The following is a 15727-nucleotide window of genomic DNA, read 5'->3' on the forward strand; positions in this document are numbered from 1 at the left end:
ATCATTTTCATCAACTGGATCAGCGGGAAACAGGAGGAACACCAGTGCGACACCCGGCGGCCATTGGCGTCATAGGCGGTTACGGAGCAGTCGGCAGCGCGGTCGTACGGCGGCTCCACCGGGCGGGTGTCCACCCGCTGTTGGTGGCCGGTCGCGATCGGGGCCGGGCGGAAGCGCTCGTCGCCGGCCTCCCGGAGGGAGGCCCGGACGTGGGCGCCCTGACGGTGGACCTGAACGATCCCGACTCGCTGGATCGCTTCACGGAGGGTTGCCGACTCGTCGTCAACTGCGCGGGACCTTCGTACCGCGTCCTCGACGCGGTCGCCCGGGCCGCGCTGCGAGGCGGCGCGGACTACGTCGACGCGGCCGGTGACGACCCGGTCCACCACCTGCTGTCCGCCGACGGAGGCGCCGAGCGGTGGGCGGCGGCCGGACGCGCGGCCGTGCTGTCCGCCGGCGCGCTGCCGGGCCTGTCCTCGCTGCTGCCCCGCGCACTGGCCGCCCGCGCCGCCGGTCCCGTCGCACTGGACGCCTACGTCGGCGGCGTCGCGCCGCTCACCCCTGCCGCCGCCGGCGACGTGCTGCTCGGCCGCGGGCCGGAGCACGGCACGCCGGCGGCCGCCTGGTACGAGGGCCGGGTGCGGGAGCGTGCGCTGGCCCCCCACCGGGGGGTGCGACTCGACGCTTTCCCCGCCCCCGTCGACGCCTTCCCCTTCCTGTCCACCGAGGCCGTCCGGCTGGCCCGTGCCACGGACATCGGCCAGGTGCGCTGGTACACCGTCTTCGGCGGCGGGCGCCTGGCCGAGGAACTGGCCATGGCTTGGGCACTGGACAGCACGGAGACCGCCGACCTGGTCGCGGCGGCCGACGAGGACGTGCGGCGCCACGGGGCCTGGTACGGACAGGAGTTCCACCTCTGGGACGGAGCGACGGACGGCCCGCCCACCGCGAGGCTCGTCCTGCGTGCCCCGGACTCCTACGAGCTGAGCGGGTTCCTCGCCGCCGTCGCCGCTCTCCGGATCCTCGACGGGGCGATCGCTCCCGGTGTGCACTTCGCCGCGGACGCGCTCGACCCCGCGCGGGTCACCGAGGAACTGGCGGCCGATGACGCGGCGGAGCTGAAGATGGTGTGAGCAGCCGTCGGTGCGCCCGGGGCTCACGGAGAGGCCAGGGGGTGCCGGCGGCCGAACGGCTCACCCGGCCATGGCCCGTGACGCGCCCCGGGTACGGTCGGCGAGACCTGATCAGCGGCCGACCGGCCCGGGGCGGCAGCCGGTGCAGACACCTGTGAGTTCGACGGTGTGATCCACCGAGTGGAACCCGATGTCGCGCGTGACCCTCGCCACCCACTGTTCGACCTCTTCGGATTCCACCGCCAGGCTGAACCCGCACTCCCGGCAGACGAGGTAGTGACGGTGGCCGTCGTCCGGTCTGGGCCGGTAGAGACGTGCACCGTCACTGTCCCGTACGACGTCGACATGTCCGGCAGCCTCCAGTAACCGGAGCGTGCGGTAGACGGTGGACAGCCCCACCGCCACGCCGTCCGTGACCAGAGCGGTATGCAGGGTTTGCGCCGAGACGAAACCGTCACAGGCGTGCAGGGCCTCGAGGACTGCGGCGCGCCGCGGGGTCGTGCGCCACCCGCTGCGGACCGTTCCGTACATGCGTGTGCCTCCCGTCGGAGCCGGACGCCCTCGTGATCCGGTCAGGCAACCGCTGTCGGACTTGGGTGGCCGTGTTCGAGATCGCAGACCTGCCCGGTGTCCCACGAGGGGAAGGGATCGTTCTTGGGACTCGGCTCGTCCTCGGCCATCAGACACGCGGCGAGGGCGGCGCGTATGCCCGGCTCCCGCAGACCGACGCCGATGAACACCAGCTCCTGCGCGTGGAGAACGGCGGCGTCCCGGGTGCCGGACGGTTCGAAGCGGGCCACGGCCCCGGCCTGCGACCACAGGCCGGTCACGCCCTCACGGCCGGCGAGAGTGAAGAACCCCTTGGAACGCAGCACTTGGCCGTGCGCTCCGCTGTCGAGTCCCTCGGTGACGAAGTCCCAGAGCCGTTCGGGATGGAAGAGGACGGGGGAGCGGAAGACGAAGGAGGAGATGCCGTACTCCTCGGTCTCCGGGACGTGGTCGCCGTTGAGCTCACGGACCCAGCCCGGTGCCTGCTGTGCACGCTCCAGGTCGAACCGTCCGGTCTCCAGGACGTCGCGGACGGCGACCCTGCCGTGCTCCGCGGAGATCAGACGGGCCGTCGGGTTCAACCGTGTGAGCACCCCGCGCACCCGGTCGGCGTCGGCGTCGGCGACCAGATCCAGCTTGTTGAGCACGAGCACGTCGGCGAACTCCACCTGGTCGACCAGCAGGTCGCTCACGGTGCGCTCGTCGTTCTCGTAGGGAGCAAGGCCCCGTTCGGCGAGATCGTCACCGGTGTCCAGCTCGGCGAGGAAGTTGGCGGCGTCCACGACGGTGACCATGGTGTCCAGCCGGGCCGCGTCCCCCAGCACGGCTCCGTCGTCGCGGGCGAAGGCGAAGGTGGCGGCCACGGGCATCGGCTCGGAGATGCCGCTCGACTCGATGAGCAGGTAGTCGAAGCGGCCGTCCCGGGCGAGGCGGTCGACCTCCTCCAGGAGGTCGTCCCGCAGGGTGCAGCAGATGCAGCCGTTGGTCATCTCCACCAGCCGCTCCTCGGTCCGGGAGAGCGCCGCCTCGCCCCCGCGCACGAGGGCGGCGTCGATGTTGACCTCGCTCATGTCGTTGACGATCACCGCCACGCGCAGGCCCTCGCGGTTGGTGAGGACGTGGTTGAGGAGCGTCGTCTTGCCGGCACCGAGGAAGCCCGACAGCACGGTGACGGGCAGGCGCTGCGAGGACATCGGCGTCAGTCCTCCGGACGCAGCAGACCGCGCCGGTAGGCGGGCACGAGGTGCTGCGGAACCCGGTGGGTCACACCGTCCACCGTGACCGGCACCAGATTCGGCGTCGCCGCCTTCCACTGGGCCCGGCGGTGACAGGTGTTGCTGCGCGACATCTTGCGCTTGGGGACGGCCATGGGGCGTTCCTCTCGGTCGGGTCAGGTGGTGTCCGGCACGGAGCGCGCCGGCCGGCGGGTCGGGGAGACGTCTCGACCGCACCGGGGCAGACACCCACAGTATACGACAATGATTTTCATATGCGGTGCGAGTTGGGTCCGGACTCGGAGCAGCTCACCGGAGGGCCGCGTCAGGTGGTCGAGGACTCCACTCGGAGGTGACGCGCCCGTCACGCATCTCGATCACGCGGTCCGCGAAGTGCCGCACGACCGCCCGGTCGTGGCAGATGAACAGGTAGCCGAGGCCGAGGTCGTCCCGGAGGTCGGCGAGCAGGTTCAGCACGCCGGCCCGGATCGACGGGTCGAGGGACGACACCGGCTCGTCGAGGACCAGCAGGCGCGGGTCGGATGCCAGTGCCCGCGCGATTCCGGCGCGCTGGCACTGGCCGCCGGAGAGTTCGTGCGGGAGGCGGTCCCCGTACGACGGGTCCAGGCCGACCCGGTCGAGGAGCTCGGCGACGCGGGCGGGGCCGTCGGCGGGGTCCCAGCGGCCCTGCGCCCTCAGCGGTTCCGCGACCGCGTCACGGATGCGGTGGCGAGGGCTGAGGGACCCGTACGGGTCCTGGAAGACGGGCTGCATGCGGGGGCGGACCCGGCGCAGTTCGCGTTCGGTGAGTTCCGTCAGCCGCCGGCCCTCGAAGCGGACCTCGCCGCCGTCCGGGCGGCGCAGCTGGAGCACGGCCAGGGCCGTGGAGGACTTGCCGCAGCCGGAGGGGCCGTTGAGGGCGAGGACCTCGCCGGCGGCCAGGGTGAAGGAGATGCCGTCGACGGCGGTTGCCTTGCCGTGACGGACGACGAGGTCGCGGACGTCCAGCAGAACATCGCTCATGGGGAGTGCCGTTCCTCCTGGAACAGTTCGGTCGCCGGGTGGGGGAGGTCCGTCCAGCGGTGGCAGGCCACCAGCCGTCCGTCCGCCTGCCGCGGTTCCGGGTCCGACCGGTGGCAGACGTCCGCCGCGAGCGGGCAGCGCGGCGCGAACGCACAGCCCGGTGGGAGCGTGCCCGGGGCCGGTGGGGCGCCGCGCAGGACGGGCAGGCGGCTGCCCGGGGACGTGTGCTGGGGGAGGGAGGCGAGGAGGCCGGCGGTGTAGGGGGCGCGCGGGCGGGCCAGCACCTCGCTCGTCGGGCCGTGCTCGGCGAGCCGCCCGGCGTACATGACCAGCACGCGGTCCGTGTGCTCCCGTACGGCGTCCAGGTCGTGCGTGACGAGGACCAGCGCCGCACCGACCGCCGCACGCTGTTCGGCGAGGACCCGCAGCACCTGGTCGCGGTGGTCCTCGTCCAGGGCGGTCGTGGGTTCGTCGGCGACCAGGACGTCCGGCTCGTTGACGGCCGCCATGGCGATGACCGCACGTTGCCGCATGCCGCCGGAGAACTCGTGCGGGTACGCCCGTGCCCGGCGGGCGGCGTCGGGGATGCCGACGCGGTCCAGAGCCGCGACCGCGCGGGACCTGGCTTCCTTCCAGGAGACACGGACCACCGACCGTACGGCGGCGGCGAGTTGGTCGCCGACCGGGTGCACGGGGGAGAGGGCCGACAGGGCGTCCTGGGGGATGAGAGCGATGCGGCGGCCGCGGTGGGCCGACAGGTCCGGGCGTACGGTCCCGCTCGTCGTCGCTTCCCGGGGCTGCATGCCGAGGAGCGCCCGGGCCGTGAGGGACTTCCCCGCGCCCGACTCCCCGACGATCGCGAGCGCTTCGTGCGGACGGACGTCGAACGACAGGCCGCGTACGACCTCGTCCCCGTCGAAGGCGATGCGGAGGTCACGCACCGACAGCAGCGTTTCAGACTCCAACGACGGCCTCCTCGGCGGCACGGACCCGGGTGGTTCTGCGGGGACGTCCTCGCGTGAACGCCGCGCCCGACACCGCCAGACCCGCCAGCAGGGCCAGCGCCACCGCCGGGGCGAGGGCGGCCCACGGGGCCCGCTCCACGTAGGCGCGGGACTCGTCGAGGAGCAGGCCCCACTCCGGCGCGGGCGGCTGGGCGCCGAGACCGAGGAAGCCCAGGGAGGCCAGGGCGAGGGCGATGCCGGGCAGCCGCAGCAGGGCGTGGCGGGCGACGGGCGCGGCGACGGACGGCAGGACGTGCCGGGTGAGGATCCACCAGGGGGTGGCGCCGATGGCCCGCTGGGCGGTCAGGAACGCCGACGCCCGCACCTCCTGCACCAGCGCCGCGGCGTGCGCGGCCAGCGGTGGCCAGGAGATCAGGGCGACCGCGAGGGCCGCGCCGCCGGTGCCCGGCCCGGCGGCCGCCGCGACCAGGATGCCGACGATCACCGGGGGCAGGGCGTTGGCGATGTCGGCGGCCCCCGCAGCCACTCCCGGCAGGAAGCCCAGCGCCAGGGCGGCCAGCAGGCTGAGCAGGCAGATACCCGCCGCCGTACCCACCGTCGAGGCGGCCCCGTGCCCCAGCCGGGCGAGCACGTCACGGCCGAGACCGTCGGTGCCCAGCGGGTGCGCCCAGGACGGCACGGCGAGACGGGCCGTCGTGTTCACGGTGTACGGGTCGCGCAACAGGCCCCAGCCGATGGTCGCGGCGAGCACGGCGGCGAGCGCGACGGGGACCGCAGGGTGGGCGCGGACCGTGCGGGCCGGGGGCAGACCGAGCCCTGCGTCGCGCAGGGCCGGGCCCAGCAACCGACGCCGGATCAACGCGGCCAGCGCGCCGGTGAGCAGACCGAGGCCAAGCAGGGCGAGGGCGGAACCCTGGAGCAGCGGCAGGTCCTGGGACTTGGCCGCGCCGAGGGCGGTACGCCCGATGCCGGGCACCGCGAAGACCGTCTCCACGGCCACCGCGCCGCCCGTCAGCCCCACGGCGACCATCCCGAACTGCGGGACGAGCGGCGGCAGGACACGGCGCAGCGCGGCGGCCGCGATCCGGCCCCGGCTCACGCCGGCGCCCCTCCACAGCTCCACCCACCGCTCGCCGAGCACGGCGGGCAGCGCGTCCGCGACCAGCCGACCCAGCAGGCCGCCCGCGGGGACGCCGAGGGCGACGGCGGGCAGCACCATGTTCTCGGGGCCCTGCCAGCCGGACGTCGGCAGCCATCCCAGCCAGACCCCGCCGGCGAGCAGCGCGATGGTCGCCAGCAGGAACTCCGGTACGGCGGCCAGCATCGCGGCGACGGCCCCGGCCGACCCCCGCCCCCGTACCAGCACGGGCGCGACCAGCGCGGACGCCAGCAGGAGCGCCACGCCCGCCGAGCAACCCATCAGGGTCAGCGACACCTGGAGCCCCGTGACCACGGAGGGCAGGACCTCGGCCCCCGACACCCAGGAGGTGCCGAGATCGCCGTGGAGCAGGCCGGACACCCATGTCCCCAGCAGGGACAGGGGGCCGGCCTCCAGGCCGAGGTCCCGCCGTACGGCGTCCAGGGCCTCGCGCGTCGGCTCCTGCTCGGCGGACCGGGCGCGCAGCACGGTCAGTGCCGGGTCCCTGCCGGACAGCCAGGGCAACAGCCCGACGGCCGCCAGGACGGTGATCAGGCAGACGACGCGGGTCACTCCCGCCGGACCGGGCCTCACCTGACGTAGGTGTCCGCCGTGACCAGTTCCCGCTCGCGCGGGTCGTGGGCGGCGCCGACCACGTCGGCGGCGTCGCCTTGGATCACCCGTTCGTGCAGCATCGGGACGGCCGCGTCGGTGGCGAGGACGGCGGCCTCGGCGGCGACGGCCGCCGTGCGGCGCGCGTCACCGGCCGGACTCTCGCCGGCCTTCTGCAAGGCCTGGTCCACGCTCGCGTCGGCGAGCTGGGAGATGTTGAAGGAGCCGTCGGAGGCGAAGTCGCTGTACAGGTACGCGGCCGGGTCGCCCGAGTCGAGGACGGTGGCGCGGGAGAGGATGAACGCGTCGAACTCACCCGCCAGCGCGTCGGACTCGATGTGCGCGTACTCGCGGACGTCCAGCTTCACCTTGAACCCGGCCTTCTGCAGCTGCTGTTGCAGGGCGGCGGCGACCTCGGGCAGCTCGGCCCGGTCGGTGAAGGTGCCGATGGTGATGGTCTGCCCGGACGGCTTGCCCGCCTTCACGCGGGACACCGGCTCGCGCAGCCCGGCCGCCCACGGCAGGGCAGGGCCGAGCAGTCCTTCGGCGACGTCGGCGCGGCCCTCGTACACACCCTTCACGATCGACTCGGCGTCGACGGCCGCCCGGGCCGCCGCGCGCATCGAGGGGTCCTTGAAGACGCCCTGTTCCGTGTTGAGGTAGAGGGTGTTGGTGCGCGGCATCGGGACCTCGGTGATCAGGTCCTGGTCCAGTACGGCGGCCTGGGACACCGGCACCGCCTCGACGATGTCGGCCTCGCCGCTGCGCAGTGCGGCGGCGCGGGCGGTGCCGTCCGGTACGAACCGTACGTCGATGCCGGGGGCCTTGGCCCTCTCGCCCCAGTAGTCCTCGAAGCGGTCGAGGGAGGCGGAGGAGGTGCCGTTGACGTCGGTCAGCTCGAAGGGACCGGTGCCGGCGCCGACCGGGTCGACCGTCTTCCCCTTGTAGGCCTTCACCGCGAGGATCGACAGCTGCGGAGAGCTGAGCCGCTGCGGGACCAGCGGATCCTCGGTGGCGGTGGTGACGGTGACCGTGTCGGAGGCTTCGGCCTTCGCGGTCAGTTCCACGCCGTCGAGAATGCGCGGCTTGGGGGAGGAAGTGGCAGCCCTGGTGAGCGAGTTGACGACGGCCTCGGCGGTCAGCTTCGTGCCGTCGTGGAAGGTGACGCCGTCGCGGATCGTGAAGCTCCAGGTCTTACCGGACTGCTCCCACCCGGTCGCCAGCGCGGGCCGCGCGTCGCCCTTGTGGTCCAGTTTCACCAGAGTCTCGGCGGTCGACCAGCGCGACAGTTTGAACGCGTCGTCGGAGAGCGGGGACAGGCCCGAGCGCGGGGGCTGCATCATCGCGACGCGGATCCGCTTGCCCTCGGCGTCGGCATCACCGGAACCGGTTGAGGAGAAGCATCCGGTGAGCAGGACGGAGGCCGCGGCGGCCGCGGGGAGGGGAAGAAGGCGAGCGGGGACGCGCACGGGACACTCCGTGTAAAGAATCGGCCAATGGTTGATCGCGCAAGGAACGTAGCACGATGACAATCATTTTCAGAAGCGGGGCCGCCTCGGGTGCGCAGGGCTGCTTCCGGGGTGTGCGGGAGGGTGCGTCGCGGCCCGTGGTCTTCGAGGGGGTGCGATCCCGCGTTCAGGCCGTCCCGTTCACGGCCGTCGTGCTCGGCGTGTCCCGCAGGCCGAGGCGCAGGTGCTCGACGTGGTAGAGGGCCTGCTCCAGCAGTTCGGCGACGTGGTTGTCGTAGAGGGCGTAGATGACCGAGCGGCCCCGGCGCTCCCCGGTGACCAGGCCGAGGTTGCGCAGCAGGCGCAGTTGGTGGGAGCAGGCCGACTGTTCCATGCCGACGGCGTCGGCGAGTTCGGTGGCGGCGCAGGGGCCTTCCTGGAGGCGGGTCAGGATGCGCAGCCGGGACGGGGTGGCCAGGGCCTGAAAGGTCGCGGCCACGTCGGCGGCGCCCACCGTCTCCAGGCGTTCGCGTGCGGTGGCGGTGGTCTTGGCGTCAGCTCCATGGCCCATGGGCACCATCCTACGAAGACCCTCTCATGAATGTATGAATGAGTCTTCATATGCTCCTGTATGGTGAGTGCGAGCGGCTGCCGAACGTACGGGCTGCCGCCTCTTCGTCATGCCGTCGTGAAGGACTGTCTGCTCCGATGACCTCCACCCTCCCCCCGCCCACGGCCGACCGTCCCGCGCCCGCGCGCACCGGAGACGTCCCCCGGCGCAGGACGCGGCTTCTCGCCCTGCCCGAGGTGCGCTGGGCAGCCGCGGCCACGGTCCTCTTCCTGCTCGCGCTGCCGCTCCAGCTGGCCGGGACGCCGGCCTGGGCGTGGGGCCCGCTGTACGCCCTGTCGTACGCGACCGGTGGCTGGGAGCCCGGATGGGCGGGTCTGCAGGCACTGAGGGAGAAGACGCTCGACGTCGACCTGCTGATGGTCGTCGCCGCGCTGGGCGCGGCAGCGATCGGGCAGGTGACGGACGGCGCCCTGCTGATCGTCATCTTCGCCACCTCGGGAGCCCTGGAGGCGCTGGCCACCGCCCGCACCGCCGACTCGGTGCGCGGCCTGCTCGACCTGGCACCCGCGACCGCTTCCCGCATCGAGGCCGACGGCAGCGAAACGACTGTTCACGTCGGGGACCTGACGGTGGGCGACACCGTCCTGGTGCGGCCCGGCGAGCGCGTCGGCGCCGACGGCCGTGTCCTCGACGGGGCGAGCGAGGTCGACCAGGCCACCATCACCGGTGAACCCCTGCCGGTGGCGAAGGAGAGGGGCGACGAGGTCTTCGCCGGCACCCTCAACGGCACCGGTGCGCTGCGCGTACGGGTCGAACGGGACGCCTCCGACTCGGTGATCGCCCGGATCGTGCGGATGGTGCAGGAGGCGTCCGAGACCAAGGCGCCGACCCAGCTGTTCATCGAGAAGGTCGAACAGCGCTACTCGCTGGGGATGGTGGCCGCGACCCTCGCCGTGTTCCTCGTCCCGCTCGCCTTCGGCGCGAACCTCACCGACTCCCTGCTGCGGGCCATGACGTTCATGATCGTGGCCTCGCCGTGCGCGGTCGTGCTGGCCACCATGCCGCCCCTGCTGTCGGCCATCGCCAACGCCGGACGCCACGGAGTGCTGGTCAAGTCGGCCGTGGTCATGGAGCGACTGGGCCAGGTCGACGCGGTCGCGCTGGACAAGACGGGCACCCTGACCGAGGGCACCCCGCGCGTCACGGACGTCCGCCCGTTCCCGGGCACGGGCCTGGACGATGAAGAGCTGCTCCTGCTCGCCGCCGCGGCGGAGGCCCCCAGCGAGCACCCGCTGGCCAGGGCGATCGTCACCGCGGCGCACGAGCGGGGACTCGAGATCAAGCCGGTGGTGGACTTCGGCTCCACGCCCGGCGTCGGAGTGAGGGCCACGCTCGACGGACGCACGGTCGAGGCCGGCGCCCCGGCCCGGCTGCTGCGCGGGGCCGACGGCGCCGGTTCGGCCCGCGCGGCGGACCTGGCCGGTGAGCTGGAGGACGGAGGCCGGACAGCCGTCCTCGTCACCCTCGACGGTGCGCCGGCCGGTGTCCTGGGCATCGCCGACCGGCTGCGTCCGGCCGCGGCCGCGACCGTGGCCTCGCTCGCCTCCCTCACCGGAACCGCGCCTGTACTGCTGACCGGCGACAACCCTCGTGCCGCCGCCCGTCTCGCCGCCGAGGCCGGCATCGAGGACGTGCGGGCCGGACTGCTGCCTGAGGACAAGGTGCGTGCCGTCCGGGAACTGGAGAGCGCCGGACGCAAGGTCATGGTCGTCGGCGACGGCGTCAACGACGCACCCGCGCTGGCCGCCGCCCACACCGGCTTCGCCATGGGGCGAGGGGGTTCCGACCTGGCGCTGGAGACCGCCGACGCGGTGATCGTCCGGGACGAACTGGCCACCGTGCCCGCCGTGATCTCCCTGTCCCGTCAGGCCCGCAAGCTCGTCGTGCAGAACCTCGTCATCGCGGGAGTCTTCATCGCCGGCCTGGTCGTCTGGGACCTCGTCGGCCATCTGCCGCTGCCGCTGGGCGTCGCCGGCCACGAGGGCTCCACCGTCATCGTCGGCCTCAACGGCCTACGGCTGCTGCGCGAGTCGGCCTGGCGCAAGGCCGCCGGCTGAGTCGTCGCCGGGTGCCTGTCCGCCGGTCACCCCGGTACACGGTCACCGTCTCATGGAGGCTCACCCCCGGCATGGCGCACTCGCCTGAGGGAACCAGTGAAGTGTGAACCCCTGGTTGCGTGGCGCCGGCCTGGCCGTCTTGGCGGTGGCGGCCGTGATCGCCGTGCTTGTCGCCGCCTCCTGGGGTATTCAGAGGCTCTGAGCCGGGTCGGGCCGACGGGCGCGCTCCCTGGTGGCTGACGCGCCCACCGACGAGGCCGGCCACGACGTCGTCCCGTCGCGTCACCCGCTGTGGGTCCTGCCCAGTCCGAGTCCGCACGGTGCGCCCGGACCCTGGCCGAGGGCGGATGGTGAGAGACCGGTCGGACCGGGCTGCCGTACGTGGCGGGTGCCGGGATCCTGCCCCGGCAGGGTGGCGTCGCCGCCGAGCACCTGACCGCCGCCCTCCGGCCCCAGGCGGCCGGCCGACGCGTTGAAGCGCGCCGCTCGGCGGCTGCTTCTCACCGATGGGCGTGGAGCCTGTCGGCCGAGTAGGGGTGACTGTGCCGCCACCCGCCCCCTACGCGCACGGCATCCGCGAGGTGCGGATGGCCGGCGTGGAGGCTGCTGTGCTCGTGCTCCACCGGGCCGGGCTCCCGCGACGGCCACAACCGCACCGCCCCGAGCCCGGCCGTGAGGGCGATCGCGCCCAGTGACACCACCGCCGACCGCAGGCCGGCGGCCGCGCCCAGCCAGCCTGCCAGCGGATAGGTCAACAGCCAGCAGCTGTGGGAAAGGGAGAACTGTGCGGCGAAGACGGCGGTGCGATGCGGGGGCGGTGCCGAGTCGCGGATCAGCCGGCCGGTCGGTGTGAGCACCATCGAGCAGGCAGCGCCGAAGGCCGCCCAGATCGTCAGCAGCGCGGGCCAGCGCCATGCGGCACCGTCGGCCACCGTGAGGCCACCGAGCGCGGCGAACACGAGCGGGAGCAGCAGGGCGCCGCCCAGCATCACCGTGCGGTCGGAGGACCGGTCGAGCACGCGGGGAAGCAGCAGGGCGACGACCATGGAACCCCCGCCGTACGCGCCGAGTGCGAGCGGCATGTCGGCCGCGCTGCGCTCCAGCTCGTCGCGGACGTACACGACGGTGTTGACGAGGACCATCGCGCCAGCCGCCGCGACCGCCAGGTCCAGGGCGAGCAGGGAGCGCAATCGCGGTTCGACGAGGAAGAGACGGATGCCCGCGGTGGCCCTGGTGCGCACCCTGCCGTCGCGTGGCCCGGAGGTGACCTGCTTCGGCAGGATCACCGAGACCACCAGGACCGCTGAAGCCAGGAAGCCTGCCACCGTTCCCAGGAACAGCCAGCTGTAGGTCATCAGCGAGAGCAGCGCGGCGGCGAGAGCCGGGCTGAACAGACTCTCCAGGTCGTAGGCGAGACGGGACAGCGACAGGGCCCGCGTGTAGTCCCGCTCGGCGGGCAGCACGTCCGGAACGACCGCGTGGAGCGTCGGTGTGAACGCGGCCGACGCCGATTGGAGCAGGAAGATCAGGACGTACACCTGCCACACCTGGTCCAGGAACGGCAGGGTCAGCGCCACCGCGGCTCGGACGAGGTCCGCGCCGACCATCAGCGCCCGGCGCGGCAGTCTGTCGGCGACCGCGCCGACAGCCGGGCTGATCGCCACATACGCCACCATCTTGATCGCCAGTGCGGTGCCGAGGACGGAACCCGCGTCCGCCCCGGCGATGTCGTAGGCCAGCAGACCCAGCGCGACCGTGGCCAGGCCGGTGCCGACCAGGGCGATCGCCTGAGCGGAGAGGAGATGCCGGTAGGTGCGGTTGCGCAGGACGGAGAGCATGCGGCAGTCCCTCGGCAGTTCGAAGGCGAACGCGACCGCACCTACTCTATCCATGAGTGCGCACCTGCGCACATGTTGACCTCCGTGAGTCGCCGGTGGCGGCCATGGTGGCTCAATACGACCTCTAGGCTGTGTGCATGCCTGCTCGCGAGTCCTTGCCCACTGCACCCGGTGCGCATCTGCGCCCGCCGGACAGCGTGCGTCTCGCGGAGGCGACCGAGGTCTTCACGATGCTGTCGGACGTGACTCGACTGCATCTGCTCTGGTTGATCGCGCAGGGGGAGTCGGACGTCGGCTCGCTGACCGAGCGGTGCGGGGCGTCCCGGACGGCAGTGAGTCAGCACCTGGCGAAGCTGCGGCTAGCGGGCCTGGTGGAGACCCGGCGCGAAGGGCGGCACGTCTACTACAGCCTCCGGGACGGGCACCTGCGGCGGCTGGTGATGGAGGCGCTGAGCCACGCCGACCACCGGGTCAGCGGGCAGGCCCCGCACGACTGACCCGCGCGCCCCGGAGCCGGCCGGTGAGCGGAAGGCGCTGTGCGCTGCGTCGGCGGTCGGCCCGGCGTAGGACCTGGACGGGCAGCCGGCGTCTGCATGCAGGTGCTCCGGGACGTCGATGTTCTACTAGTGCACGCGGATCACCGTGTACGTCTCGCCGTCCCCCGGCGGACGCGTCCAGGAACGAGTGGTGAACGTGTGCAGCCGCCCGTGCACGATCGCGCGGCGCGGCAGACACACACCGAACTCCCCGGCCACCGCTTCCAGCAGCGACCGTTCCCGCCCGGAGTCGTCCGGCGTTGCGAAGAACCGACCCGGTTCCAGCGCCCGCGCCATGTCCCCACTGCGCCGGACCTCTCCGTCCGCGTAGGTGAACGCGTACTGCTCGATGCCGTCGAGCGCCACCGAAAGGTGGAAGAACGGGGCCCCGTGCCGTGCCCTGAGCCCGCTCCACACCACCACCGCGCGGGTGCCCTCGCTGGCGGCGGGGGCGGGGGAGACGAACCGCCGCCGGTCGAACGCGGCGGGGTCGCCGTCGAAGGCGAAGCTCCAGCCGGCGCCGGCCCGGCCGACCGCCGTGGGGGCGTTGTCGTCTACCGGCGCCGCCTGAACGCCCTGCACGCCGGTCCACCCGGCAAGCCCTGACCTGGCCGTACCGATGCGCGGCACGCACGGTCAGAACATGCGCGGTCGCCACGGTGACCGTCTCGAGGGGCGGCTACGCAAGCACGACAACCACCCGGGGTGGTTCGTTCCTGACACTCGGGGCCCTGACCGCACGTCGGTCGTCTGGAATGCCGGTCCCGTACTACGGCGGGGGATCGTCACGCCGGGCAGTCCGGAGGAGGCACAGCACACGGCGGTGGAAGCCACCGAAGAGGACGGCTGCCGCTTCGTCGGCCGTGGACATCCGGTGGCGTCCGCGTCAGCCCCGCCGCGGACCTCCCCGTACGATGAGTTCCATGACCGTCGGCACCCGTTCACACAGCCGCCCGCCCGGGCGGCTGTTCGTGCTGCTGGTTCTCGCGGTGCTGGCCGGTGTGATGGGCATGCACGGCCTGCCCCCGGGGACGGTGGTGACGCACTCGGGGTCCGGCCACGAGAGGGCGATGGCCGCGGTGGACGGCGTGCCGCACGCGGACGGGGGATGCGCGCACACGGACGGCGGATCGGGCCACCTCGATCACGCCGACGGGACGTGCGCGGCTGCCTCAACCGCTTCGGGGTACACACCCCCGGCGCTGGTCGGTGCCGTGCTGGACGCGCCTGCCGCCTCCGTTCCCGTGACGGCGGTCCTCGACTCGGCCCATGACGGTCGGGCCCCGCCCGATCTCTTCCAGTTGCAGCTCCTGCGGATATAGAGCCGCTCGCTCGGCATCCCCTTGCCCGGCGCCGTCCGGTGACGGGTGCCGTGCTCTCGCGCGCCCTCGAGAATCCGTGACACCGCGCGCCGTGACCGGCGCGTGCGAAGGAGTTGCCTCACCATGGTCCGTAAGCGTTCACTCGTTCGCCGTACCGCCGCCGTTGCCGTCTCAGGTGCGGCAGCGGTCGTCCTGGCAGCCTGCGGCAGCGGCGACGACAGCAGCTCGGCTGCCGGGCACGGCGGCCACGACGCCGCCGCTTCCTCGTCCGCTCCCGCCCCGGCACCGGCGCGGCAGGGGCAGTACAACGCGGCCGACGTGGCCTTCGCCAAGGGGATGGTCCCCCATCACCGCCAGGCCGTCGAGATGGCCGACCTCGCGCCCGAGCGGGCGCGGTCGGCGGAGGTGAAGAAGCTCGCCGCCGACATCAAGAAGGCACAGGGCCCGGAGATCAGGAAGCTGTCCGGTTGGCTGACCGCCTGGGGCGAGGAGGTGCCCGCAGCGGGCGCCATGGACCACTCGACGCACGGCATGGGCGGGATGATGACGGAGCAGGAGATGGCCGGGCTCCGCAACGCTTCGGGCGAGGCGTTCGACACCGCTTTCATGGAGATGATGATCGAGCATCACGAAGGCGCGGTCGAGATGGCGAAGACCGAGCAGGCCGACGGCGTCCACGCCCCGGCCCGGAAGATGGCCGCGGACATCATCGCCTCGCAGAGTGCGGAGATCGAGCAGATGGACGAGCTGCTCGGCGAGCACTGATCCCCGCCGAGCGAAACGAGGGGGTGGGCACCGTTCGTGCCCACCCCCGCTCCGCGTTCTCCTCCGCGGTACCGACGACGGACGCACCTTCCGCCCCGTCTCCTCGACCCCCGGTCTGGTCGCGGTGGAAGAACCGCAGAGCGGCTTGCTCGTGGCACTGAGCGCCGACGGGCCGTGTGGACCCGGCTGCGCCATCGCCCGGCGACCGGGCAGGACCACCCCTGGCGGCATACCCCTAGGGGGTATATGGTTCCAGAGGTGGGGCCCGCACCGGCCCCTGCTGAGAAGCCGAATGGGGATGACGGGACATGGACCACGGCACGCACCGCACCGGTACCGCGCACGGCCACACCGCCCCGGCAGGCGGTCACGGCCACACCGGACACGATGGCCACGGCAAGGGCGCGTCCTGGCCGACGGCGGTGAAGGCGACGCTGCACTGCCTGACCGGCTGTGCCATCGGCGAGATCCTGGGCATGGTCATCGGCACCGCACT

Annotated in this window: 15 protein-coding genes and 1 pseudogene; 6 read left to right on the forward strand and 10 right to left on the reverse strand. The window is 72.9% G+C overall.

All coding sequences use genetic code 11. From position 1 onward, the window contains the following. Positions 1-44 precede the first annotated feature (44 nt). On the forward strand, positions 45-1133 hold the full coding sequence (locus ACZ6A9_RS32015) for a saccharopine dehydrogenase NADP-binding domain-containing protein (protein WP_468993038.1): 1089 nt from the start codon (positions 45-47) through the stop codon (positions 1131-1133). Positions 1134-1244: 111 nt separating this feature from the next. Here the strand turns inward: ACZ6A9_RS32015 and ACZ6A9_RS32020 are convergent, their stop codons facing one another. The 8 genes from ACZ6A9_RS32020 to ACZ6A9_RS32055 form a co-directional block, all read right to left on the reverse strand. Beyond that, positions 1245-1664, reverse strand: coding sequence for a Fur family transcriptional regulator (locus ACZ6A9_RS32020; RefSeq protein WP_468993042.1), 420 nt, complete (start codon positions 1662-1664; stop codon positions 1245-1247). 41 nt (positions 1665-1705) lie between these two features. Beyond that, positions 1706-2875, reverse strand: a complete 1170-nt coding sequence (locus ACZ6A9_RS32025) for a GTP-binding protein (protein WP_468993045.1) — start codon at positions 2873-2875, stop codon at positions 1706-1708. A gap of 5 nt (positions 2876-2880) precedes the next feature. Continuing rightward, the gene (gene rpmF, locus ACZ6A9_RS32030; RefSeq protein WP_468993048.1) at positions 2881-3051 is read right to left on the reverse strand and encodes a 50S ribosomal protein L32; all 171 of its coding nucleotides are present in this window, start codon (positions 3049-3051) and stop codon (positions 2881-2883) included. Positions 3052-3205: 154 nt separating this feature from the next. Further along, complete coding sequence (locus tag ACZ6A9_RS32035; RefSeq protein WP_468993050.1) at positions 3206-3919, reverse strand: ATP-binding cassette domain-containing protein; 714 nt, start codon at positions 3917-3919, stop codon at positions 3206-3208. After that, positions 3916-4884, reverse strand: a complete 969-nt coding sequence (locus tag ACZ6A9_RS32040; RefSeq protein ID WP_468993053.1) for an ABC transporter ATP-binding protein — start codon at positions 4882-4884, stop codon at positions 3916-3918. The genes ACZ6A9_RS32035 and ACZ6A9_RS32040 overlap by 4 nt, the downstream gene beginning before the upstream one ends. Beyond that, positions 4874-6616, reverse strand: coding sequence for an ABC transporter permease subunit (locus ACZ6A9_RS32045; RefSeq protein ID WP_468993056.1), 1743 nt, complete (start codon positions 6614-6616; stop codon positions 4874-4876). The genes ACZ6A9_RS32040 and ACZ6A9_RS32045 overlap by 11 nt, the downstream gene beginning before the upstream one ends. Beyond that, on the reverse strand, positions 6613-8103 hold the full coding sequence (locus tag ACZ6A9_RS32050) for an ABC transporter substrate-binding protein (protein ID WP_468993059.1): 1491 nt from the start codon (positions 8101-8103) through the stop codon (positions 6613-6615). Before ACZ6A9_RS32050 ends, ACZ6A9_RS32045 begins: the two co-directional genes overlap by 4 nt. Before the next feature lie 166 nt (positions 8104-8269). Next, positions 8270-8653, reverse strand: coding sequence for an ArsR/SmtB family transcription factor (locus tag ACZ6A9_RS32055; RefSeq protein WP_468993062.1), 384 nt, complete (start codon positions 8651-8653; stop codon positions 8270-8272). Between the two features lie 137 nt (positions 8654-8790). Here ACZ6A9_RS32055 and ACZ6A9_RS32060 point away from each other — a divergent pair, with 137 nt between their 5' ends. Next, entirely contained in the window at positions 8791-10770 is a 1980-nt protein-coding gene (locus ACZ6A9_RS32060; RefSeq protein ID WP_468993067.1) for a heavy metal translocating P-type ATPase, read from the forward strand. A gap of 500 nt (positions 10771-11270) precedes the next feature. On the opposite strand, the gene ACZ6A9_RS32065 is transcribed toward ACZ6A9_RS32060, so the two are convergent. Then, positions 11271-12608, reverse strand: coding sequence for an MFS transporter (locus ACZ6A9_RS32065; RefSeq protein ID WP_468993095.1), 1338 nt, complete (start codon positions 12606-12608; stop codon positions 11271-11273). 137 nt (positions 12609-12745) lie between these two features. Between ACZ6A9_RS32065 and ACZ6A9_RS32070 the strand changes: the two genes are divergently transcribed. Continuing rightward, positions 12746-13105, forward strand: a complete 360-nt coding sequence (locus ACZ6A9_RS32070) for an ArsR/SmtB family transcription factor (protein WP_468993070.1) — start codon at positions 12746-12748, stop codon at positions 13103-13105. Positions 13106-13231: 126 nt separating this feature from the next. On the opposite strand, the pseudogene ACZ6A9_RS32075 reads toward ACZ6A9_RS32070, so the two are convergent. After that, positions 13232-13699, reverse strand: a pseudogene (locus ACZ6A9_RS32075) (SMI1/KNR4 family protein); the annotation flags it as partial. A 368-nt stretch (positions 13700-14067) separates the two neighbouring features. Between ACZ6A9_RS32075 and ACZ6A9_RS32080 the strand changes: the two are divergent. The 3 genes from ACZ6A9_RS32080 to ACZ6A9_RS32090 form a co-directional block, all read left to right on the forward strand. Further along, positions 14068-14466: a DUF6153 family protein gene (locus ACZ6A9_RS32080; protein ID WP_468993073.1), complete on the forward strand. Its 399-nt coding sequence runs from the start codon at positions 14068-14070 to the stop codon at positions 14464-14466. Between the two features lie 123 nt (positions 14467-14589). Beyond that, on the forward strand, positions 14590-15231 hold the full coding sequence (locus ACZ6A9_RS32085) for a DUF305 domain-containing protein (protein WP_468993076.1): 642 nt from the start codon (positions 14590-14592) through the stop codon (positions 15229-15231). A 308-nt stretch (positions 15232-15539) separates the two neighbouring features. Continuing rightward, positions 15540-15727 (forward strand): DUF4396 domain-containing protein (locus ACZ6A9_RS32090; RefSeq protein ID WP_468993079.1); only part of this gene is annotated, 188 nt, incomplete at its 3' end.

Source organism: Streptomyces sp. NPDC041124 (genome assembly GCF_055592385.1).

Bases quoted from the DNA above. Each gene is read 5' to 3' on its own strand.
- ACZ6A9_RS32020 (WP_468993042.1), bottom strand. From the start codon at position 1,664: ATGTACGGAACGGTCCGCAGCGGGTGGCGCACGACCCCGCGGCGCGCC.
- ACZ6A9_RS32025 (WP_468993045.1), bottom strand. From the start codon at position 2,875: ATGTCCTCGCAGCGCCTGCCCGTCACCGTGCTGTCGGGCTTCCTCGGT.
- rpmF (WP_468993048.1), bottom strand. From the start codon at position 3,051: ATGGCCGTCCCCAAGCGCAAGATGTCGCGCAGCAACACCTGTCACCGC.
- ACZ6A9_RS32035 (WP_468993050.1), bottom strand. From the start codon at position 3,919: ATGAGCGATGTTCTGCTGGACGTCCGCGACCTCGTCGTCCGTCACGGC.
- ACZ6A9_RS32055 (WP_468993062.1), bottom strand. From the start codon at position 8,653: ATGGGCCATGGAGCTGACGCCAAGACCACCGCCACCGCACGCGAACGC.
- ACZ6A9_RS32060 (WP_468993067.1), top strand. From the start codon at position 8,791: ATGACCTCCACCCTCCCCCCGCCCACGGCCGACCGTCCCGCGCCCGCG.
- ACZ6A9_RS32065 (WP_468993095.1), bottom strand. From the start codon at position 12,608: ATGCTCTCCGTCCTGCGCAACCGCACCTACCGGCATCTCCTCTCCGCT.
- ACZ6A9_RS32070 (WP_468993070.1), top strand. From the start codon at position 12,746: ATGCCTGCTCGCGAGTCCTTGCCCACTGCACCCGGTGCGCATCTGCGC.
- ACZ6A9_RS32080 (WP_468993073.1), top strand. From the start codon at position 14,068: ATGACCGTCGGCACCCGTTCACACAGCCGCCCGCCCGGGCGGCTGTTC.
- ACZ6A9_RS32085 (WP_468993076.1), top strand. From the start codon at position 14,590: ATGGTCCGTAAGCGTTCACTCGTTCGCCGTACCGCCGCCGTTGCCGTC.